Here is a 20,078-nt window from a genome sequence, read left to right as displayed (position 1 = left end):
TTGGGGAACGACTTGACCATTTTTGCGTGATTTGAAAATATATTAGCCAGCAAGTTCCTGGCAAAAACTTTTTATTCCGCTAAAGTCGCCGGCATTTTTGCGTAAACGGCTTCCAATTCCGCGAAAAGGATATTTAAATCCGCGAAAAACCAACTAAATTCTGCGAAGGGGAATAACCCTGCAATTATCCTCTGCGAATTTCTGTTTATTCTTTAAAAAATCTAAATAGTGAGAAAAAAGGTTTTTAAATATAACTTCTCCCTATATAATAAAAATATAAGGATAAATGGAGGGGATGAATGGTGGCGATTGAATTTTCAACGGACACTGTGAAATTAGACATTAATGGACGTGTTGCGGTTCTTGAATTGAACAGGCCAGCAGCACTGAATGCTCTTGATGTGGAAATGATCAAGGGAGTCACTATGAATCTGAAGGAAGTCTGCAAGTCTGATGAGATCGATATTGTGGTGATTAAAGGAGCCGGTCGTGCCTTTTCAGCAGGCGGTGATATCAAAACGATGCTTTCCAATACAAATGAAAGCGATTTCTATCATGTGATGGATGATATTCACGATATGATCGTGACTTTGTACAGCATGCCAAAGGTAACCATCAGCGCAGTAACAGGTGCAGCGGCAGGCCTGGGCTTCAGCCTTGCACTAGCGACAGATTACATAATCGCCGAGCCATCAAGCAAGATAGCGATGAACTTTATTGGTATTGGCTTGATACCGGATGGGGGAGGCCACTTCTTCATGGAGGAGCGCCTTGGGGAAACGAAGGCGAAGCAGCTGATTTGGGAAGGAAAGACTCTTTCTGCCACTGAAGCGCTGACACTGGGACTTGTTGACGAGGTGCCAACAGGAGATTTTACAGAAGCGGTTGAAGCTAAAATACAAGCATGGCTGAACAAACCGGTTCAGGCAATGATAAAGACGAAGAAAATCCTAGCAGAGAAAAACAGGCCTGCTCTGTTGAAAATCCTTGAACTGGAAAAATACGGACAGTTCAAAATGCGCCAGACAGAGGACCATCAGGAGGGCATCAATGCTTTCCTTGAAAAAAGGAAGCCGCAGTTCAAAGGAAAATAAACAAAAAGCAAAGAGGGTGGACCTCTTTGCTTTTCTTATGGATGAAAAAGAATTAATTTTCCTCTAGGTGAAGTACAGCGGTGGGTCTTATCGGTGAGATTTTTTTCTTCAAGCATTCTTGATCCGATTTCCTTTGCTTCTTCATCATTGCCGGCCTGGAATGATTCGTCAATCAATTTTTCCCCATTTGGTTCAAAGGCTGTCAGTTTGTAAGTCTCCATCACAACGTCCCCTTTTTAAAGATTAGTAAGTATAAAACTAACCTCGATAATTGTCTAGCTTCAGCGTCTAGCCAGTTTTCATCTCTGCTTGTGCTTCTTCGAGTATCTTGCGAGAAGCGTTAGCTTTGAGCAGCTCGAGTCGTTTGTCTAGTTGCACCTCCTAGAAACTCCGAAACTTCGAATCCGCCGGCAAGGTCGGAGTCTCCAGTTTCTGCGTTTCTGAGCAGTCGGCTACACATTTCCATTTCGGTCCGCCCAATGAAGTCAAAGAGCGACTTCACCGGTCGGCTCTCTGAGGCACAGGACGTGCAGACCCGCCAGCCACACGATGTGGCGTTTTAGGCGGGCAGCGCTTGTCGGTGCTGACTGAGGCGCTTCCGCTTTTCTTGCAAAATTCAGATGATTACTATTATTTTTGCATAACTTTTTTAAATATGCAAAACAAAAAATATATTTAAATATGAAACTATTTTCCTATAAAATTCGTAGTAATTTATTGGAAAAGGAGGAAGATGATTATGGTATTACAGCTTGAACAGGTTACAAAGAGATTTGGCAATTTTACAGCAGTAAATCAGCTGTCACTTAATATTCCAGAAAAAGAAATGTTCGGATTCCTTGGTGCGAATGGCGCCGGGAAGACAACGACCTTCCGGATGATCCTGGGTCTTCTTGATGTCTCGGAGGGAATGATTACGTGGGATGGCAAACCGATCAATTATGATTCGAGCAGTATCATCGGTTACCTTCCGGAGGAAAGGGGACTTTATCCAAAGCTTAAGGTCCGCGACCAGATAGTCTATCTTGCCAGGTTAAGAGGAATGCAAAAACAAGCTGCCCTCAAGGAGCTTGATTACTGGCTCAATCGCTTTAAGGTACCAGAATATGCGGATAAAAAGGTGGAAGAGCTGTCAAAGGGGAACCAGCAGAAAATTCAGTTCATTGCCGCTGTCATCCATAAGCCAAAGCTGTTAATCCTTGATGAGCCTTTTAGCGGACTGGATCCGGTGAATGTGGAACAGTTAAAAGAAGCAGTCGTCGAACTGAAAAATGCGGGCATGACGATTGTTTTTGCTAGCCACCGGATGGAGCATGTGGAAGAAATGTGTGAGCATATCTGCATCATGCACAAAGGAAGCCCTGTCGTCCATGGTTCCCTTAAAGAAATCAAAAGATCTTTTGGGAAAAAGAATCTGGTCATCCATGCGGATTTCGATACTTCTTTTCTTAAGGAGCATCCTGGAGTGGCAAAAGCAAAAATGACAGCAGAGGGAATCCATCTGCAAATCTCGGGGGAGCAAGTTGCCGAAGACATCTTGAAAGATATCGTTGGTAAAGGGTTCATCCGCAAATTTGTCCTTGAAGAGCCAAGCCTCAATGATATTTTCATAGAAAAGGTGGGTAATTCATATGAATAATTTTTTCATAATCCTGATCCATACATACATGAGTAAGCTGAAAACAAAATCCTTTTTAGTTACGACCATCCTGACAGTAGGGATTATGCTCGTGCTGACGAATATGACAAATATCATCGAGTTTTTCAATAAAGGTGAAGAGGCTGACAAAATTACAGTCATTGACGAGACTGGCCAGCTTTTTAAGCCGCTGAATGAGCAAATGAAGATGGTTAACGAGGAGCTTGTCCTGGAAAAACATGATGGAGATGAAGAAAGTGCGAGGAAAGCAGTCGAGGCAGGGGAATATAAAGGCCTTCTCGAATTAAGCTTGAACAATGAAGGGCTTCCGGCAGCTTCCTACAAGGCGATGAGCATAGCTGATTCTGCTATTCCAGGAGACCTGCAGGCTGCATTACAGCAGATTAAAACCTCGATGGCTTCGACACAAATCAATATCGCTCCAGATCAATTGGAAAAACTGTACGCGCCGGTTGAGTTTGAAAAAACAGCTCTCGAAAAAGATGCCAAAACGGAAGAGGAACTGAATCAAGCTAGAGGACTAGTCTATGTCCTGCTTTTCATCATTTATTTTGCGGTCCTTATGTACGCCAATATGATTGCCATGGAAGTCGCGACTGAAAAATCATCAAGAGTAATGGAAATCATGATATCAAGCGTATCGCCTATCAAGCAAATGTTTGCGAAGATTCTCGGTATTGGGCTGCTGAGCTTGACCCAGCTCGCGGTTCTTTTGCTGGTTGGGTACTACTCCATTAAACAGAACCTCGAAAGCATGGAGGGTGGATTTTTCGAGTTCTTTGGTTTTGGGAATATTCCAGCCAGCACGATCGTTTACGCTGTAATCTTCTTCATACTTGGGTACTTCCTGTATGCTACGATGGCTGCATTCCTTGGTTCACTTGTCAGCCGCATTGAAGATGTACAGCAAATGATTACACCAATGACAATGCTTGTAATCGCTGGCTTCATGATGGCAATGTTCGGGCTTAGTCAGCCAGAAGCGCCATTTGTAAAATATACATCCTTCATTCCGTTTTTCTCGCCGATGTTGATGTTCCTGCGCGTAGGCATGCTGAACATTCCTTTTTGGGAAATTGCCTTATCGATCGGTATCCTGGTTGCCACAATAGCCTTCCTGGCTGTATTCGGTGCCAGAGTCTACCGTGGCGGAGTCCTGATGTATGGAAAGTCAAACTCATTCAAGGACATCAAAAAAGCACTGCAGCTAACGAAAAATGAATAAGGGAAAGCCGCAATCATGTGATTGCGGCTTTTTTACAGGGAAATCAACCGGCTATGCGGAATATTTAGTAGAGGATGAAATAGTTTGTGCCCGAAATGATGAGGAAACCGAAATACGGTCACACAAATGGTGCACAAGCCCGTATGGAAGAGGAAAGGCAGATTTCAGGTCATAAGATTACTAGATGTATAGAAGGGAAGTGTTCATGGTTGCGACAGATTATTGCAATGGGAGGCGGGGGTTTTTCGATGGAGCCTGAGAACCCGCTTTTGGATTTGTACATTCTGGGGCAGTCGGAAATTCAAACTCCGAAAGTTTGCTTTGTGCCAACTGCCTCCGGGGATGCTGAGAATTATATATTAAGATTCTATAAAGCTTTTGAAGGCCATGAATGCATACCATCACATCTCTCATTGTTCCGTCCTCCGACAAGAGACTTAGAAGACTATGTCATGGATAAGGAGATCATTTATGTGGGCGGAGGCAATACGAAGAACCTGCTGGCTCTGTGGAAGGAATGGGGACTTGATGTAATCCTGCGGAAAGCCTGGCAGCAGGGCAGAATAATGGCTGGAGTAAGCGCGGGATCAATCTGCTGGTTCGAGGAAGGTGTGACAGACTCTTTTGGCAGCGGACTTGAACCGCTGAAGACTCTCGGGTTTTTAAAAGGGAGTAACTGCCCGCATTATGATGGGGAAGAGGAGCGTCGGCCTGCGTATCAGAGATTTGTGGGGTCGCGCAGGATAAAAGGCGGATATGCAGCAGATGACGGAGCGGCAATGCACTTTATCGATGAGGAACTAATTAAAGCGGTAAGCTCCAGGCCGGTAGCGAAGGCTTATCATGTTTGTGAGACTGATGGAAAGGTGCAAGAAAGGGAAATGGAAACAATATATCTTGGATAAAGGGAACTGCAGTTCTAATGGGGACTGCAGTTTTTTTTCTATAAAGTATAAACTTTTCACACTAAGACTGGTGTCCAGCTCCAGTGCCCAGCCAGTTTTCATCCCTGAGAAGGCTTCTCCGAGTATCTTGCGAGAAGCGTTAGCTTTGAGCAGCTCGAGACACTTGTCTAGCTGCGGCTCCTAACTCATCGAGACGTTTCGGTCCTGCCAATGAAGTCAAAGAGCGACTTCAATGTCAGGCCCTCTGAGGCACAGGGCGTGCAAACCCGCCAGCCACACGATGTGGCGTTTTATCGTGGGCAGTGCTTGTCGGGGCTGACCAAGGCGCTTACGCTTTTTTTGTTAGAACGTGCATTCGTATTTTTTGAGTGTTAAAATAAAGGAAAACAGGAAGTGGGAAAGGAATTATCCAATGAAACAGGTGAAGTTTTTACATACTGCCGACCTTCATCTTGATAGTCCGATGGTTGGCCTGCGGCATCTGCCGAAAGCCATTTTTCACCGGCTCCAGGAGAGCACATTTACGGCCTTGAAAAATATCACAGATGCTGCGATTAAACATGAAGTGGATTTTGTCGTCATTGCGGGAGATTTATTCGATGGGGAGGACCGAAGCATACGTGCCCAGGCTTTTCTCCGCAATGAGATGGAGAAGCTGGCTGATGAAGGGATAAAGGTATATGCAATCCATGGGAATCATGATCATCTTGGCGCAAAATCCCTGACTTTAGATTTTCCGGAGAATGTTCACTTTTTCTCAGAACAGGTAGAAAAGGTTGATTATAGAAAGGATGATGGCACTCTTGTCCATCTTTATGGCTTTAGCTACCCAGAGCGGCATGTGATGGAGCGGTGGATTGAGAAATATCAGAAGGTCGATGGCGCGGATTTTCACGTTGGTTTGCTTCATGGCCATTTTGAGGGTGTGAGTGACCATGGAAAATATGCGCCATTCAGGTTATCTGATCTATTAGAAAAAAATTATGATTATTGGGCACTGGGCCATATTCATAAAAAAGCGTTTTTATCACAGCAGCCTTATGTTGTCTATCCTGGAAACCCCCAGGGACGGAACAGGAAAGAGCTGGGAGATAAAGGGGCGTATATCGTTAATTTGTCAGAAGCAGGCTCAGAAGTTACCTTTTATGAAACTGCTGATGTGATTTGGGATGATGTAGTTATTGATGTCCAAGATTTGTTTAGTTTCAATGCACTCTATGAAAATTGCCTGGATGCCATCGATGGTAAAAGAAGAGAAGGAAAAGGGGTCCTGCTGGACATCAAGATTGAAGGCCTGAATTCCAGTCTGTCAGATGTGATTGAAAAAATAGAAAATGGCGAACTTCTTGAACTTCTGCAGGAAGCTGAAAAGGAAGAGGATTCTTTTGTCTGGGTGCACAGGCTAAAGTTTACCGAAGATATTGCTGTCGACCGCGCCGGATTGATTAAGCAAAGTGATTTCTATGAGGAGTTATTCAGCACGATTGAGCAATATGATGACTTGGGGAATTCTCTGTCTCCACTATTCCAGCACAGCCAGGCAAGAAGGCATTTAGGTATGCTGTCGGAACAGGAAAAAGAAGAACTGGTTGAGGATGCCGAGAGGATCCTTCTCCAAATGCTGCTGAAAAATTGAAGAAAGGAGGCCGAATGATGAGAATCATTGAACTGCATATATACGGTTATGGCAAGCTCGAGGATTATGAGATTAAATCATTAGGTCAAATGCAGATTTTCTACGGTGAGAATGAAGCTGGAAAGTCGACCATCATGTCATTCCTCCACAGCATCCTGTTCGGCTTTCCGGGCAAGCAAAGTGCCGAAAACCGCTATGAGCCAAAAAATAACCCAAAGTATGGCGGCAAGATAAAAGCCTTTTTTCCCGACAGGGGAGTGGCTGTCATCGAGAGAGTGAAAGGCAAGGCAACAGGTGATGTGACCGTATCTCTTGAAGACGGGACGATTGGCGGCGAAGAATTGCTTAAAGACCTTTTGAAACGAATGGATAAGAGCATCTTCCAGGCCATTTTTTCGTTCAACGTCCACGGGCTTCAAAATATCCATGCAATGAAGGGCGAAGAGCTTGGCAGATATTTATTTTCTGCAGGGACACTTGGAACAGACAAACTCTTCAATACCGAGGGTTTACTTCAAAAAGAAATGGAACTGCGTTTCAAGCCCAGCGGAAAAAGGCCATTGCTGAATGAGAAATTGAAAGAGTTGAAGGACATCCAATCTTCATTGAAGAATGCTGAGCAGCAGAATGAAAAATATTCAGAGCTTGCGAGGACGAAGGATGAATTGACGGATAAAACTGCCCAGCTTAAGAATGATATTTACCTGCTGGAGCAAACCGGAATTAAGCTTCGTGAATATAAGCGCAATGAAAAGCTTGTCATAGAAGCCGCAGGATTAGATGGAAAAATTAAAGTGCATGATCTGTCTTTTTTCCCAGAAGATGGCCTGAACCGGCTTGAGAAGTTGAACGAGCAGCTTAAATCAAACCAGGCTAGAACGTTAAGGGTAAAAGAAAAGAAAGATCAATTACTGAAAGATCTGGAAAGGCACAAGCCAAACTCCGATTTACTTGGTATGGAAACAGAAATTGAAGCAAGAATCGAAAATCTGCCTTTATATGATCAACTGAAGCAGGAAAAAAGACTGCTTGAATCCAAACTGGAGGAAATGACAGAAGAAATAGATCAGCTAAATGATAAGCTTCATACAGATTTCAATGAGGGAAATATCTATGAAATCAATACAAGTATCTTCATAAAGGAACATGCCGAAAACATAGATCAGACAGAGCAAAGGTTAAGGAATAAAAAGCTTGAGCTGGAGTCCGCTTTTGAAGAAGAAAAAAAGGCATTGGCAGAACTTGAAGCAAGGGCAGAAACTGCAAAAGATGAACTCCTTGATGAAGATGAACGAACAAAATTGGTGAAAGACCTGGACCTGCTAGGGAATAAGGAGAGAATCCATTCTGAATTGAACTACGTCATGGACCAGATTGAGTCGGCCAAAATCAAGGAAGAGACTGAAAAGGACAGACGAAGGCAGCAGCAGAAGAAAGATTTTAATCAATTGCTTCTTCTCGGCAGCATTCTTCTGATTGTTTTTCTTTGGGGAACTACAAATGGCTCCTGGTTCTTAGCCGGAATCGGGATTGCAGGATTGTTGCTTTTGCTGGCTGCCCGATTTAAGTCCGCTGACAAGAAGCCAATGGAGGACAAGCTCCTGTCCAGGTTGCTGGAGCGGGAAAAAGCGCTAAAAGAAAACCTGAACAGTCAGCTTGAAGGCAATGCATCTATGACCAAGAGCTTATTGGCCAAAGATGAGGAGGCGAGACTGCGCCATCGAGAGCTGCACATCAAAATTGAACAGCAGCATGCCCGTTTTGAAAAAGTAGTTCAGCAATTTGAAGCATGGGAAGCAGATGAAGCACAACTAAAGCAGAGAAGGACGGAATTACTGACACAATTCGGAATGACGGATACATCCGCAACTATTAAAGTAATGGATGCCTATCATTTAATAGAAAAACAAAAGCAGTATTTCCGTGAAAGAAAGAGAATAAAAGAAAGTTTGGAGAAAGTGGCTGAATCTTTAATCGAAATGGAAAGCAGCCTGAAACTGCTTGCACAACGATTCCTTCAAAATAGCAATCTTGCTCCAGTCGAGACGGCCGGACTGCTGAAGAAGACACTGCGCGAAGCAATTGACCAGAAGTCGAGATACCGTGAATTGACCGTTAAACTGGAGGAAATGGAAGAAGAGCTTTCAACACTACAGAAGGAAGAGTTGATATTCAGTCAAGAAAAGGAACGATTGCTTGCACAGGCCGGGGCTGAAGGTGAGGATGGATTCAGGCAGAGAGCGGAAAATGTCTCATTGGTAAAAGGCTGGAAGGCAAGACTGGAGGATATCGATCATCAGCTGCTTGCATCGGGAATCAGCGATGAGGACCGTGAAAAGATTCTAACAGGAATTCCGCTTGAGGAACAGATCGAGGACAACGATTCGAAGCTGGGAGAAAGAAAGCGGGAGTTATCCGCAAAGATTGACCTGATAGCCGATGTTAAGCATAAAGTGAAGGTGCTGGAAGAAGGCGGCATATATAGTGAATTGCTTCATAAGTATAAGCAGCTCCAGCATGAGTTCACGGAAGATGCGAAAGAATGGGCGAAGTTCGCGGTCGCCAGGGATTTGCTTTCGAAGACAATTGACCGCTATAAGGATGAGCGAATGCCGAGAATGCTGGCCAGAGCTGAAAGCTTTCTCTCGGTTTTGACTGATGGAAGCTATGTGAGGATTATTCCTCAAGTTACTGGCAGCAGCGGCTTCCTGATTGAAAGAAATGCCCATGTTTTATTTGAAGCGAATGAACTGAGCCAGGCAACTGCTGAACAAGTCTATGTATCCATCAGGCTTGCACTTGCTGCCGACCATTATGAACGTTATCCCTTTCCAGTTATCATCGATGACAGCTTTGTCAATTTTGATCATAACAGGGCTGCCCGGACAATTAACCTGCTCAGGGAAATGAGCAAAAACAACCAGATTCTCATCTTTACATGCCATCGCCATTTGCTGGACTATTTTACGGAAAAGGAAATCGTCAATCTGCAAGAAAAAAGTACAAATATAGTTTAGAAATGCCATGATTTGAGAATCAGAGACAATAGACTCTGTATGTTATACTGTTGCAGAGAGGAGAGGGCTGTTAACTATGAATAAAGGAATTTTAAATCACGAAACAGGGGACCAGGTGGAATTGTTCTTATTAATCAAGCATTCGTCAAAAGGGATTGCCAGCAACGGAAAGCCATTTTTGACGCTTATCCTCCAGGATCAGAGCGGGGAGATCGAAGCAAAGCTTTGGGATGTTTCCGATGAAGATGAAAGTACTTATAGTGCTGAAAGCATTGTAAAAGTACAGGGAGATATCCAGAATTACCGAGGGCGAAACCAGTTGAAGATCAGGCAAATCAGGCCTGCTTTACCAGCTGACTCTGTCAAACTATCTGATTTTCTTGAAACAGCCCCTGTCAGCAAGGATGAAATGAGCAGCAAGCTCACCCAATATATTTTCGAAATGAAGAACCCTAATATCCAGAGGGTCACAAGACATCTTTTGAAAAAGCATATGAATGCATTTATGGAATATCCCGCAGCGACAAAGAACCATCATGAATTTGTCTCAGGACTTGCGTATCATGTAATCTCAATGCTTGACCTGGCGAAGTCCATCACTACGCTATATCCAAGCCTTGATAAGGATCTATTGTATGCGGGAGTCATCCTTCATGATTTGGGGAAAGTCATTGAACTGTCCGGCCCGATTTCTACTACTTATACAGTGGAAGGAAATTTGATCGGACACATATCGATCATGGTCAATGAGATTGGCAAGGCAGCTGATGAGTTGGGGATTAGTGGTGAGGAAATAGTCATCCTTCAGCATATGGTATTATCACATCACGGCAAAGCTGAATGGGGCAGTCCGAAACCGCCAATGATCAAAGAGGCAGAAATTCTGCATTATATCGATAATCTCGATGCGAAAATGAATATGCTGGATCGAGCCCTTTCAAGAGTCAAACCAGGCGAATTCTCCGAAAGAGTATTCGCGCTAGATAACCGCTCATTTTACAAGCCCGTATTCCATAAGTAAAAAGCAAAAGGCCTGTCTCCAATTTTCTGGAAGAGGCCTTTTTGTTATTTATCTTCTGTTATAAGTTGAACTTAAGAATTACCCATTGAATGAAGCGGAAGGTGCGTAGACTCCTCCGAAAATGCTAACGTATTTCCATCGTGCGCGGGCAGTTTCAAGGATGTAATTCAATGTCCTGCGGGATGAAAGGTCAGTGGGAGACCCCACAGGCGCTTGCGCCGAGGAGGCTCCTAGGCCGCCAAGGAAGAATTTGCACTTTGAAAAAGCCGGCACTTGGGCTTTTTCTTAAATCTTCCCGCGGAAAGCGAAGCACCTGGAGCGAAATGAAAAAGCTAAACCTTTTGGTTCAACTTATAAAATGGCATATTTTTTAAAAAACCTCATATGAATACAATAAGAGTTCAATTAGGACAACCTTTAAATGGAGGGTATGCAAAAATGTCAATTCCAATCTGGGTAATAGCAGTCGCAGCAGGAATCGTATTCAGTGCCTTCATGGCAGTGAAAACAGGGAAAGAAGAACGAAAAGAAGAAATGGAAAGCATTGAGCGAGAGGGCGAGCTTTACATGAAGCGGCTTGAAAGAGAAAAACAACAGAGAGAAAAATCAATGGAAGCATAAAAAAACACTGGTCTCCAGAACATGAGGCCAGTGTTTTTTTTATATTATTGTGGTGTTTGTGCTTCTGCTTCTGGGAATTCAGCAGCACCTTTAAGGTCTTTATCTTTAATTTTAACGTTCGCAGCTTCCAGCTCACGCTTCAGGACCTCTTGAATCTTGTTAGAGTCCAGCTGAGCAAGCTTCAACTCATACTCAAGCTCGTCCTTCATTTCTTCATAAGATTCTTTTTCCTTTTTCTCAGTTACCTTGATGATGTGGAAACCGTGCTGTGATTTAACTGGTTCACTGATCTTATTTACTTCAAGGGCATAAGCAGCCTCTTCAAATTCAGGTACCATTTTACCAGGACCGAAGAATCCAAGATCTCCGCCTTGTGCAGCTGAACCAGGATCTTGTGAGTATTCCTTCGCTAAATCTTCAAACTTAGCGCCTTCCTCAAGCTTCTTCTTCACTTCCTGTGCAGTCTTTTCATCTTCCACAAGAATATGGCTTGCCTTGATTTCAGGCTTGTACTCTTCATAACGCTTCTTGACTTCATCTTCGCTGACCTTTACATCTTTAAGCGCAGCTTTTTCCATTAGAAGCTGGTCTTTAAGGACTTCTTTTAATTCTTCTTCATCTTTTAGCTGGTTTTGCTGAAGAACTAGCTCGAAGTTCTCTCCAAGCTCTTCCTTAAGCTCGGCCACTTTTTCCTCAACCTCTTTATCAGTCACTTCATAATTTTCCGCAAGAACTTTTTGGTAAAGCAATTCTTGAAGTGCCTGCTCTCCATATTTTTCCTTCATGGATTGATAAAGCTCTTCTTTAGTAATGTCGCCTGCCTTCGACTCAACGATCACTTCTGAAGAATCAGCATTGTCGTTGCTGCATGCTCCTAATCCCATTACTCCGGCTGCAACCGTGAGGGAAATTATCATTTTTTTCATGGTGAACATCTCCTAAACAGAAAATTCTAGTGGCCGTTTTTAATCCACAATCTCTACTATAACATAATTTCAATTTTCTACAAAAAATAAGGAATGGATACTATTGGTTATTTATTGAGATGGGCGGATATCTATACCGTTTGTTCGAGGATGCATAGGATGTAGAGAAGAGAAAAAAAGGAGGTAGTTGATAATGGGCCACTATAATTCAGGGTTTGCGTTAATCGTTGTCCTGTTCATCTTGCTGATCGTTGTAGGTGCAGCGTACCTTTAATCAACAAAATGCAAGTAATGCAGGATAGCTGCCTATGCGGATATGACATTACTTGAATAAGATATCATAACCACTTTGGAAGGAGGTGTTAATATGGGTGCAGGATACGGCGGCGGCTTTGCGTTAATTGTCGTGTTATTCATTCTGTTAATCATCGTGGGTGCAGCTTGGCTTTAATTTCTGAATGAAGAGTATGGGGGACACTTGGCCCCCGTACTTCTGATTTTCGATGTTAAAGCAAGTTCTCATAGCAGAAAGGAGGAACCTCAATGTCTGGAGGAGGCTGTGGATACGGCGGCGGCTTTGCATTGCTCGTTGTCTTGTTCATTCTGTTAATCATCATCGGTGCATCTTGGCTGTAGGTACTGATGAGGGCAATGCTTTCTGCATGCCTTAATGAAGGCTAATCATAAAGACTGGGAATAAAAAGCGGTGAGGGAGACCTCACCGCTTAATTTATGTAGTCTGAAACCAACGCCGGCAGCGCTTGTCGGGCTGACCGCGGCGCTCGGGCTGTTCTATTTAGTCACGTATAAAGAATTTCAACGAAGGATGAAATTAGCAAAATTGTAACTAAAATATTGATCGTCCTGAAAATATTTGCATGTTTGTCTTCTGGTATTTCCTTCTGGATGCAGAGGGAGTCTGTAAGCTTGTTTATATAGAAAAGAATGAAAGCAGCAAAAAGGACAAACACCAATAAAATGGAGATCATCGAAGAATCCCTCCTTAGCAATCTTTTTATCTTAAATACAATAACAAATATTTAAAGAAAAAGATAGTTTTTTATACAGGCAATTCCGTGCAGGAGGGGGGATGAGTCGCACATGGACTTCCAAATTGTAGGGAATGATTTAAATGTGAGAAAATGAGCAAACCATAAAAAGAGCAAAAAGCGGAGAGGTTAATATTCATTCATCCGCTTTAAAAGAGGCTTCCAGCTGGAAGCCAGCCAAAAAACCAGCAAGAGGAAGTGGACTAGGCTTCTGTCTCCGAGGGATTATCCTCCCTCTCATAACGAGTGCCATCATACGAAAATATCAGGCATACTCCTTCTTAGCTGGATCTATCTTCTTGAGTTTCCCGTCCTCATCAGAAAACTTCCTGTCAATATTAGAAAAAGATTTCTCGAATATTTCCATAAAGTCATCGCCATAAATATTGCGGACAATTGCCATGATTTCAATGATATCCGGGAATTTTCCATATAGTTCCTTTAATGGCATTGCCCCTGAAAAAACAGCATTACTGTCTGGTTCATAGCTTTCCATCAAAGCTAGCAATACGCCTTCGCCTTCTTCCGTAAGCTGGATATACGTATTTCTCTTATCGCTTTCCTTCTTGGAAAACTTTAAATAACCGCGTTCCTCAAGCTTTTTCGAGAAGTTGAAAGCAGTGGAAACATGCATGACTCCAAACTTTGCCACATCAGAAATCGAAGCCCCATTCAAATGATAAGCAATCCATAAAATATGATGCTCATTGATATTCAGGTCGAATGGTTTAATCCATTGCTGCCAGTCCTTCTCGACAGACTTCCATAGGGCCTTGCTCAACTGCGCAATTCTTTGGCTAAACATCATTGCTTCTTTCATAGAATAATTTTTATCTCCCATTCTCATATTCACCTACTTTATTGTTCTATTTTCATTATGCCAATAAAACAAAAATTAATAAAGATATAAATTTACAAAATTTTTTGAATTTGTTAAATTCATCTAAAGTCGTGTTGTTTTTATGTAATCACTTAGTTCTCAAAAGAAAATTCCAATTTGCATAATATATCTTTCTTGATAAAAAAGGAAAATCCTTCCCGCCGGAAAAATTTACTTTAGGGGAAGGATTATTCTGATTATTTTTCTTTAGAATTTGCAGCAGCCAATTCAGACTCCAAATCTTTAATTGAATCTTCAAGCTCCTTGACATCCTCCTGGAGACCTTTCTTATTTTCCTCCGTTTCAAGCTTCCACTCAAAAATAGCTGTCTTTACATCGGTAATAAATGTTTGGATGGAAGCTTTTCCTTCCTTTGAAGCGGTGGCCACTGTATTTTTCAACTCCATAGCCGAATCCTTAATATCCTTGATGGATCCGATGTATTCATTTTTATTAGCCAGAAGGGTTCTCCTTGTTTCATATCCTGACTTGGGTGCTGCAAGCAGCGTTGCAATTCCTGCTACAACACCACCTATAACCATTCCTGTTAAAACTTTTTTCGTTTTCATACTCTGACCACCTCATTAATTTTTCTGTATATGTTCTCCAAATGAATCCGGATTCCTCTTTTCTTCTATATTTAATTTCCTATTCTCGCACAAATAAACGTTATTAGCTTCATAGCCTTAAATTAACAGGCATAAAAATATAGTAAGGTCAGGTTCAGGAAGGGAGAGGAGGGGAATGGGGATTTTTACAAGTGTAGTGTTTTTCATCAGCGTTGCTTTCTTCGTGGGGGCCGTCCATCATCTCCTTGCGTTAAAGAAGCCAGGTATGTATCCTCCCAAGGCGCTTTTGCGGAAGAGAGCAGGTACCCTGGCAGGAGGAGGAGCCATTTTTTTACTGATCGGGATTATCTTTTACACATTCCAATAGAGCAAAACAAAGCCCCTGACCGCTATGGTCAGGGGCTGCAATTTTTTTAATTGATTTCAGCAAGCTTTGCTCTTTTAAAAATGTTCGTTGCCACGGGATAAAGAATGGCCATGAAAACGGCGTTGATTGCTGCTGTAGGAAGTACAACTGCAGCGAATAGAGCTGTGAACGGTCCTGGCAGGCCAACAATGAAATATGCAGAACCCAGGAAAACAACTCCTGATACGATGGTTCCAATCACTGTAAGGGCAGCTGCAGTATAAATAGAAAACTTGAAATTTTTCAGGGCCATCAGGATTCCGAAAAAGACAAACGCAGTAACAGGCTTATCAATTATGTTCGGGACAAGGCCTCCTGGGAAAGTAGTAGTCAATCCAGATATCAGTCCAGTGACGACTCCAACTAATAGTACACTCTTTTTGTCAGGATACAGGATGATTCCAAGGAACATCATCGTCAGCATCATATCAGGCTTCATGCCAAGGAAAAAACCTGGCATAACCGCGTGCAATACTGCCCCCATTCCCACTAAAAGTGACAATGCAACAAGATTCTTCGTATTCATTTCTCATCTCTCCTCTGCTATTCTAGCTAACTAGTACTCCTCCTGCAGTGCTCTCTGTGCCTGCAGCGAAAAGCTTTCTCCAATTATAACATATATTTTAATGGAGTAAAGGTTTAATATTCTGTTAATTTCTGCTTCTGAATGAATTCATGAAATCGGCAAGTTTCTCAACGTTTTCAAGAGGAACAGCGTTATAGATCGATGCTCTGCAGCCGCCAACGGATCTGTGGCCGCCAAGTCCAATAAAGCCGGATTCCTCCGCCTCGTGGAGGAAGGCCGAAGTCAAATCATCAGTTTCGAGTGTAAAGGTGACATTCATTCGTGAACGGCTACCTTTTTCGGCATGACCGGTATAGAACCCATCACTTCTGTCTATCGCATCGTAAAGCAGAGCAGCTTTTTGGCAGCTCATAAGTTCAAGCTGTTTTACTCCGCCCAGCGCTTCGGCCCATTCGAGCACCAGCATCAGGAAATATATCGATAAAGTAGGGGGAGTGTTATAAAGTGATTTTGAATCAGCGTGAACCTGATAATTAAGCATAGAAGGCAGACCTGGTTTAGAGCGCTTAAGCAAGTCCTTTTGGATAATGACGACTGTGACACCTGATGGGCCGAGATTTTTCTGCGCACCGGCATAGATGAGTCCAAATGATGATAGATTTAATGGCCTGCTGAGAATATCACTGGACATGTCAGCAACGAGCGGGTTAGGCAGGCCCTCAGGAAAGGAATGCCACTGGGTTCCATAGATGGTATTGTTCGTCGTGATGTGGAGGTAGGAAGTTTCAGCTGGTATATCGATTTCTGATATTCTGGGGATAGACTTATAATTGAGATGTTTGGAAGATGCGCCTACTACTGCCTTTCCAATCTTCTGAGCTTCTTTGAATGCTTTCTCTGACCATGTTCCGGTAAGGACATAACTCGCAGCCGATCCTTCCTCAAGAAGGTTCATTGGCACCATCGAGAACTGCAGGCTTGCACCACCCTGGAGAAATAGGATCTCATAATCATCAGGAATGTTGAGCAGCTCCCGGAGCAAATTTTTTGTACGTTCATTTATTTCTTCGAATTCATTGCTTCGATGGCTAAGCTCCATTACGCCCATGCCGCAGCCCAGGTAATTCATCATTTCTTTTTCTGCTTTCGCTAATACTGCCTCTGGCAATGCAGCTGGACCAGCATTAAAATTGAGTACTCGTTTCAAGTGGATCCCCCCGAAAAATAAATTACGGTATTTCTTTAATGTGTTAAAGTTATTAATATGCTACCAGAAAACCAAGCAAAATTCTAATGTTTTCAGAAAAATTAAAATAAATTTCAAGAAGTACGAATTTCTTTACATATGACGAAAGAAACAGATAGCTGTATGGACAGGTAGACGCCAATGCTTCCGAAAGAAGGTCTAACGGACAAACGCAAAGGAGAAACCGCAAAAAGTGTCCGATAGGAAGGCTCTATCGGACAAACACGATGTGGAAAGCCAGAATAGTGTCCAATATAAAAGTTGATTCTAGTACCAATAAAAAAACTCCCGCAATGGGCGGAAGTCTAAATCTTGCTATTGATTTCAGCAGCGATTTTCTGATAATCGTCCGAAGTGTATTGATCCTGGTGGGTTTTCCAGACAGCGCCGAATCCATCGCCATTGCCATAGCGCGGAATCAAGTGCATATGGAAGTGGAAGACAGATTGGCCGGCTGCTTCCCCATTGTTTTGAAGAACATTCAATCCGATTGGGTCGTATGCAGCCTTGATTGCATTGGCGACTTTTGGAACCGCCTTGAATACATTCGCCGCAATTTCATCCGTTAATTCATAGACATTTTCCTTATGTACTTTAGGAATGACAAGTGTATGTCCTTTCGTTACCTGACTGATATCGAGGAATGCCAGTACATTTTCGTCCTCGTAAACCTTAGCTGAAGGAATGTCGCCATTGATGATCTTGCAAAAAATACAATCACTCATTTGTTCCACCCTTTCCATTGTCATGTTTCTGGTATTTTATCACATTTTGCCAATAAACATAAAGAAAGAAAGGACAGGATCCGCATGGAATCCTGTCCCTGAAGGGAAAACGATTTACTGTTCATTGACGTTCTCAGCAGGTATACCTTTGATAAACACCTCATTTACAATTCATTTGAATTATAAAAATGATGGGTTATTCAGTACCTGGTTCAATCGGACCATCCCCTGTCTGCTTTAGTCGGTTTCACAACTTATAAAGCGGGAAGTGATCTGCGACACACACCTCATTTCAAAATGTCGGAGTGATGTTACTGAACGGCTGGGTTAACATTTACGTAGCGCAATGCAACCATCCCCTTGATTGAACGTTGAAACCAGTGTGCTTATAAATCGAATAATATGTCTTTAACAGACACCTCATTTCGAATTATTGCTTGTTTCCCCTTCAAAAATTATGATGCCCCGATGTGCTGCTTATATGCGAAAAAGTTTCGATATAAGTTGAAGCTTTTCCTAATGGATCTGGATTTGTTAAAATAACGGTACAGAAATATGAACTGGAAGGACGTTGTACATGTCTTTATTGGAAATTAACGAGGTGACCGGCGGATATACAAGAAATCCGGTTTTGAAAAATGTGAGCTTCACTGTCAATAAAAATGAAATCGTTGGCTTGATCGGCCTGAACGGTGCCGGAAAAAGTACGACAATCAAGCACGTAATCGGTCTGATGGAACCACATAAAGGTGACATTAAAATCAATGGCAGGACCTTTTTGGAAGGCAAGGAGGAATACAGGAAGCAGTTCACCTTTGTGCCAGAAACTCCTATTCTTTATGAAGAATTGACTCTTGAGGAGCATCTGCGTCTGACAGCCATGGCCTATGGCCTTGATGAAAAAGAATATGAGCAGCGAATAGATGCTTTACTAAAGGAATTCAGGATGAGCAAAAGGCTGAAATGGTTCCCGGCCCATTTTTCAAAAGGGATGAAGCAAAAGGTCATGATTATGTGCGCGTTTTTGGTACAACCCTCCCTTTATATCGTTGATGAGCCATTTGTCGGTCTCGATCCGCTTGGAATTCAATCCTTATTGGACCTGATGGACAAAATGAAGGAAAACGGAGCAGGCATTTTGATGTCGACGCATATTCTCGCAACGGCTGAGCGATATTGCGACCGGTTTGTCATTCTCCATAATGGGGAGGTCAGGGCACATGGGACGCTTAAAGAACTGAGGGATCAGTTCAAGATGCCTGGAGCAACACTGGATGATTTGTATATCCAACTGACAAAGGAAGAAGACTATGTTTAATCCCCAGCACTTATGGAAGGAGCGTTTCGGTACTTTTGCAAAGGAAACCGGAAGCTACCTTCGATACATATTTAATGGCCATTTAGTGATTGTCGTCCTGTTTTTATTGGGCACAGCGGCATTCTACTATCAAAAGTGGATTGATACGCTGCAGCCGGATTTCCCGGCAGCTTGGATCATCGCATTGATTCTTGCGGCCGTACTTTCATACAGCCCAATCCAGACATTCTTGACCGAGGCGGATAAAATATTTCTATTGCCGCTCGAAACCAGATTGGATGATTATTTCAGGAAATCTATTGTATTCAGCCTGAGCCTGCAATCCTATTTATTGCTGATGATACTCGCGGTGCTGATGCCGCTGCATGTAAAAATACATGGTGCTGACTTCAAAGCGTTTTTCATCTTATTGGTCGCACTCATCCTGATAAAATGGATCAATATCCTGATCCGCTGGAATGTACAGTACTTTATCGAGAGAAATGTAAAATTGACGGACAGCGTCATTCGTTTTTGCATCAATGCGGTGCTTTTGTATTTTATCTTTTCAGGAGCCCAGCTGATTTTTGCTGCGGTTCCAATCGTTGCCTTGATCCTGCTGTATTTGTATTACCAAAAACAGGCGAAGGACAAGGGTTTGAAGTGGGAGCAGCTGATCGAGGATGAAGAAAGACGGATGAACGCCTTTTACCGTCTGGCCAATATGTTTACGGATGTTCCGAAGCTGCGGGACCGCACGAAAAGGAGGAAATGGCTCGACTGGCTGGTTAACATCATTCCGTATAAGCAGGACCTGACCTTCAGCCATCTTTACTTAAGGACCTTCGCGAGGTCCGGTGATTATTTTGGCTTGCTTGTCCGCCTTACAATTATAGGGGGAGCAGCACTTTATTACCTCACTTATGGGCCAGGGCAAATTTTTTTCGCTTTGCTTTTCATGTATTTGACAGGGTTCCAGCTTTTGCCGTTATGGAACCATCATCAAAACAAACTATGGGTCGGTCTGTATCCGGTGCCGGAGTATGCAAGAATGAAATCCTTTACGAGCTTGCTATTGGGAATCATGATTTTCCAGGCAGCTGTATTTGCGGGGACAGTTCTGATTAAAGGAGAATGGCTGTCAGCAGCAATCGTACTCGCTTCCGGAATTGCGTTTTCGCTGTTTTTTGTTTATTTCTACAGCCGGAGCAGGCTGAAATCCTGATTAAGAATCCTTTTCGTAATCGCTTCAAGCTTTTATGAAAAGGATTTTTT

Annotated in this window: 22 protein-coding genes; 14 read left to right on the top strand and 8 right to left on the bottom strand. The window is 42.8% G+C overall.

The window, feature by feature from the left end; genetic code table 11:
* Window positions 1–299 precede the first annotated feature (299 nt).
* Window positions 300–1,094, top strand: a complete 795-nt coding sequence (locus J7E37_RS13595) for an enoyl-CoA hydratase (protein WP_251009659.1) — start codon at window positions 300–302, stop codon at window positions 1,092–1,094.
* Between the two features lie 35 nt (window positions 1,095–1,129).
* Here J7E37_RS13595 and J7E37_RS13590 read toward each other — a convergent pair whose 3' ends face one another.
* Window positions 1,130–1,315, bottom strand: coding sequence for a YhzD family protein (locus tag J7E37_RS13590; RefSeq protein ID WP_214781789.1), 186 nt, complete (start codon window positions 1,313–1,315; stop codon window positions 1,130–1,132).
* Window positions 1,316–1,833: 518 nt separating this feature from the next.
* On the opposite strand from J7E37_RS13590, the gene J7E37_RS13585 reads away from it, so the two are divergent.
* The 7 genes from J7E37_RS13585 to J7E37_RS13555 all read left to right on the top strand — a co-directional run bounded on the left by J7E37_RS13585 (window position 1,834) and on the right by J7E37_RS13555 (window position 11,179).
* Window positions 1,834–2,733, top strand: a complete 900-nt coding sequence (locus tag J7E37_RS13585) for an ABC transporter ATP-binding protein (RefSeq protein ID WP_215024453.1) — start codon at window positions 1,834–1,836, stop codon at window positions 2,731–2,733.
* Window positions 2,726–3,979: an ABC transporter permease gene (locus J7E37_RS13580; protein WP_215024451.1), complete on the top strand. Its 1,254-nt coding sequence runs from the start codon at window positions 2,726–2,728 to the stop codon at window positions 3,977–3,979. The genes J7E37_RS13585 and J7E37_RS13580 overlap by 8 nt, the downstream gene beginning before the upstream one ends.
* Before the next feature lie 209 nt (window positions 3,980–4,188).
* Window positions 4,189–4,884 carry a Type 1 glutamine amidotransferase-like domain-containing protein gene (locus J7E37_RS13575; RefSeq protein ID WP_215024449.1) on the top strand — a complete coding sequence of 232 codons (696 nt, stop codon included), beginning with the start codon at window positions 4,189–4,191 and terminating at the stop codon, window positions 4,882–4,884.
* A gap of 412 nt (window positions 4,885–5,296) precedes the next feature.
* Entirely contained in the window at window positions 5,297–6,520 is a 1,224-nt protein-coding gene (locus J7E37_RS13570) for a metallophosphoesterase family protein (RefSeq protein ID WP_215024447.1), read from the top strand.
* Window positions 6,521–6,537: 17 nt separating this feature from the next.
* A complete protein-coding gene (locus J7E37_RS13565; RefSeq protein ID WP_215024445.1) occupies window positions 6,538–9,537 on the top strand; it encodes an AAA family ATPase in 3,000 nt (999 codons plus the stop codon).
* Window positions 9,538–9,613: 76 nt separating this feature from the next.
* The gene (gene yhaM / locus J7E37_RS13560; RefSeq protein ID WP_215024443.1) at window positions 9,614–10,558 is read left to right on the top strand and encodes a 3'-5' exoribonuclease YhaM; all 945 of its coding nucleotides are present in this window, start codon (window positions 9,614–9,616) and stop codon (window positions 10,556–10,558) included.
* Between the two features lie 438 nt (window positions 10,559–10,996).
* Window positions 10,997–11,179: a sporulation YhaL family protein gene (locus J7E37_RS13555; protein WP_215024441.1), complete on the top strand. Its 183-nt coding sequence runs from the start codon at window positions 10,997–10,999 to the stop codon at window positions 11,177–11,179.
* Between the two features lie 44 nt (window positions 11,180–11,223).
* Here the strand turns inward: J7E37_RS13555 and J7E37_RS13550 are convergent, their stop codons facing one another.
* On the bottom strand, window positions 11,224–12,105 hold the full coding sequence (locus J7E37_RS13550) for a peptidylprolyl isomerase (RefSeq protein ID WP_215024439.1): 882 nt from the start codon (window positions 12,103–12,105) through the stop codon (window positions 11,224–11,226).
* Window positions 12,106–12,298: 193 nt separating this feature from the next.
* On the opposite strand from J7E37_RS13550, the gene J7E37_RS13545 reads away from it, so the two are divergent.
* The 3 genes from J7E37_RS13545 (at window position 12,299) to J7E37_RS13535 (ending at window position 12,741) form a co-directional block, all read left to right on the top strand.
* Window positions 12,299–12,379, top strand: a complete 81-nt coding sequence (locus J7E37_RS13545) for a YjcZ family sporulation protein (RefSeq protein WP_023615406.1) — start codon at window positions 12,299–12,301, stop codon at window positions 12,377–12,379.
* A gap of 93 nt (window positions 12,380–12,472) precedes the next feature.
* Window positions 12,473–12,556: a YjcZ family sporulation protein gene (locus J7E37_RS13540; protein ID WP_064503397.1), complete on the top strand. Its 84-nt coding sequence runs from the start codon at window positions 12,473–12,475 to the stop codon at window positions 12,554–12,556.
* A 92-nt stretch (window positions 12,557–12,648) separates the two neighbouring features.
* Window positions 12,649–12,741, top strand: coding sequence for a YjcZ family sporulation protein (locus tag J7E37_RS13535; RefSeq protein WP_102261746.1), 93 nt, complete (start codon window positions 12,649–12,651; stop codon window positions 12,739–12,741).
* A 164-nt stretch (window positions 12,742–12,905) separates the two neighbouring features.
* Here J7E37_RS13535 and J7E37_RS13530 read toward each other — a convergent pair whose 3' ends face one another.
* The 3 genes from J7E37_RS13530 to J7E37_RS13520 all read right to left on the bottom strand — a co-directional run bounded on the left by J7E37_RS13530 (window position 12,906) and on the right by J7E37_RS13520 (window position 14,603).
* The gene (locus tag J7E37_RS13530; protein WP_225650422.1) at window positions 12,906–13,094 is read right to left on the bottom strand and encodes a hypothetical protein; all 189 of its coding nucleotides are present in this window, start codon (window positions 13,092–13,094) and stop codon (window positions 12,906–12,908) included.
* Between the two features lie 325 nt (window positions 13,095–13,419).
* On the bottom strand, window positions 13,420–13,995 hold the full coding sequence (locus J7E37_RS13525; protein WP_214781806.1) for an HTH-type transcriptional regulator Hpr: 576 nt from the start codon (window positions 13,993–13,995) through the stop codon (window positions 13,420–13,422).
* 236 nt (window positions 13,996–14,231) lie between these two features.
* Complete coding sequence (locus J7E37_RS13520; RefSeq protein ID WP_214781808.1) at window positions 14,232–14,603, bottom strand: YtxH domain-containing protein; 372 nt, start codon at window positions 14,601–14,603, stop codon at window positions 14,232–14,234.
* A 175-nt stretch (window positions 14,604–14,778) separates the two neighbouring features.
* Between J7E37_RS13520 and yhzF the strand changes: the two genes are divergently transcribed.
* Window positions 14,779–14,970, top strand: a complete 192-nt coding sequence (yhzF, locus tag J7E37_RS13515) for a membrane protein YhzF (RefSeq protein WP_214781810.1) — start codon at window positions 14,779–14,781, stop codon at window positions 14,968–14,970.
* A gap of 46 nt (window positions 14,971–15,016) precedes the next feature.
* Here yhzF and J7E37_RS13510 read toward each other — a convergent pair whose 3' ends face one another.
* The 3 genes from J7E37_RS13510 to J7E37_RS13500 all read right to left on the bottom strand — a co-directional run bounded on the left by J7E37_RS13510 (window position 15,017) and on the right by J7E37_RS13500 (window position 17,506).
* On the bottom strand, window positions 15,017–15,535 hold the full coding sequence (locus J7E37_RS13510) for a tryptophan transporter (protein ID WP_214781812.1): 519 nt from the start codon (window positions 15,533–15,535) through the stop codon (window positions 15,017–15,019).
* Window positions 15,536–15,659: 124 nt separating this feature from the next.
* Window positions 15,660–16,742, bottom strand: coding sequence for a 3-phosphoserine/phosphohydroxythreonine transaminase (serC, locus tag J7E37_RS13505; protein ID WP_215024437.1), 1,083 nt, complete (start codon window positions 16,740–16,742; stop codon window positions 15,660–15,662).
* Between the two features lie 344 nt (window positions 16,743–17,086).
* Window positions 17,087–17,506: an HIT family protein gene (locus J7E37_RS13500; RefSeq protein ID WP_215024435.1), complete on the bottom strand. Its 420-nt coding sequence runs from the start codon at window positions 17,504–17,506 to the stop codon at window positions 17,087–17,089.
* Between the two features lie 577 nt (window positions 17,507–18,083).
* On the opposite strand from J7E37_RS13500, the gene J7E37_RS13495 reads away from it, so the two are divergent.
* Window positions 18,084–18,824 carry an ABC transporter ATP-binding protein gene (locus tag J7E37_RS13495; RefSeq protein WP_215024433.1) on the top strand — a complete coding sequence of 247 codons (741 nt, stop codon included), beginning with the start codon at window positions 18,084–18,086 and terminating at the stop codon, window positions 18,822–18,824.
* Window positions 18,817–20,028, top strand: coding sequence for an ABC transporter permease (locus J7E37_RS13490; protein WP_215024431.1), 1,212 nt, complete (start codon window positions 18,817–18,819; stop codon window positions 20,026–20,028). Before J7E37_RS13495 ends, J7E37_RS13490 begins: the two co-directional genes overlap by 8 nt.
* Window positions 20,029–20,078: the final 50 nt, after the last annotated feature.

Source organism: Bacillus sp. ISL-39 (assembly GCF_018613295.1).
GTDB lineage: Bacteria > Bacillota > Bacilli > Bacillales > Cytobacillaceae > Mesobacillus.
This window is presented reverse-complemented; position numbering and strand designations above follow the sequence as displayed.

Bases quoted from the DNA above. Each gene is read 5' to 3' on its own strand.
- J7E37_RS13495 (WP_215024433.1), top strand. From the start codon at position 18,084: ATGTCTTTATTGGAAATTAACGAGGTGACCGGCGGATATACAAGAAAT.
- J7E37_RS13555 (WP_215024441.1), top strand. From the start codon at position 10,997: ATGTCAATTCCAATCTGGGTAATAGCAGTCGCAGCAGGAATCGTATTC.
- J7E37_RS13545 (WP_023615406.1), top strand. From the start codon at position 12,299: ATGGGCCACTATAATTCAGGGTTTGCGTTAATCGTTGTCCTGTTCATC.
- J7E37_RS13500 (WP_215024435.1), bottom strand. From the start codon at position 17,506: ATGAGTGATTGTATTTTTTGCAAGATCATCAATGGCGACATTCCTTCA.
- J7E37_RS13530 (WP_225650422.1), bottom strand. From the start codon at position 13,094: ATGATCTCCATTTTATTGGTGTTTGTCCTTTTTGCTGCTTTCATTCTT.
- J7E37_RS13510 (WP_214781812.1), bottom strand. From the start codon at position 15,535: ATGAATACGAAGAATCTTGTTGCATTGTCACTTTTAGTGGGAATGGGG.
- J7E37_RS13585 (WP_215024453.1), top strand. From the start codon at position 1,834: ATGGTATTACAGCTTGAACAGGTTACAAAGAGATTTGGCAATTTTACA.
- J7E37_RS13540 (WP_064503397.1), top strand. From the start codon at position 12,473: ATGGGTGCAGGATACGGCGGCGGCTTTGCGTTAATTGTCGTGTTATTC.
- J7E37_RS13525 (WP_214781806.1), bottom strand. From the start codon at position 13,995: ATGGGAGATAAAAATTATTCTATGAAAGAAGCAATGATGTTTAGCCAA.
- yhaM (WP_215024443.1), top strand. From the start codon at position 9,614: ATGAATAAAGGAATTTTAAATCACGAAACAGGGGACCAGGTGGAATTG.
- J7E37_RS13565 (WP_215024445.1), top strand. From the start codon at position 6,538: ATGAGAATCATTGAACTGCATATATACGGTTATGGCAAGCTCGAGGAT.
- J7E37_RS13580 (WP_215024451.1), top strand. From the start codon at position 2,726: ATGAATAATTTTTTCATAATCCTGATCCATACATACATGAGTAAGCTG.
- J7E37_RS13570 (WP_215024447.1), top strand. From the start codon at position 5,297: ATGAAACAGGTGAAGTTTTTACATACTGCCGACCTTCATCTTGATAGT.
- J7E37_RS13595 (WP_251009659.1), top strand. From the start codon at position 300: ATGGTGGCGATTGAATTTTCAACGGACACTGTGAAATTAGACATTAAT.
- J7E37_RS13550 (WP_215024439.1), bottom strand. From the start codon at position 12,105: ATGAAAAAAATGATAATTTCCCTCACGGTTGCAGCCGGAGTAATGGGA.
- J7E37_RS13490 (WP_215024431.1), top strand. From the start codon at position 18,817: ATGTTTAATCCCCAGCACTTATGGAAGGAGCGTTTCGGTACTTTTGCA.
- J7E37_RS13535 (WP_102261746.1), top strand. From the start codon at position 12,649: ATGTCTGGAGGAGGCTGTGGATACGGCGGCGGCTTTGCATTGCTCGTT.
- J7E37_RS13590 (WP_214781789.1), bottom strand. From the start codon at position 1,315: ATGGAGACTTACAAACTGACAGCCTTTGAACCAAATGGGGAAAAATTG.
- yhzF (WP_214781810.1), top strand. From the start codon at position 14,779: ATGGGGATTTTTACAAGTGTAGTGTTTTTCATCAGCGTTGCTTTCTTC.
- J7E37_RS13520 (WP_214781808.1), bottom strand. From the start codon at position 14,603: ATGAAAACGAAAAAAGTTTTAACAGGAATGGTTATAGGTGGTGTTGTA.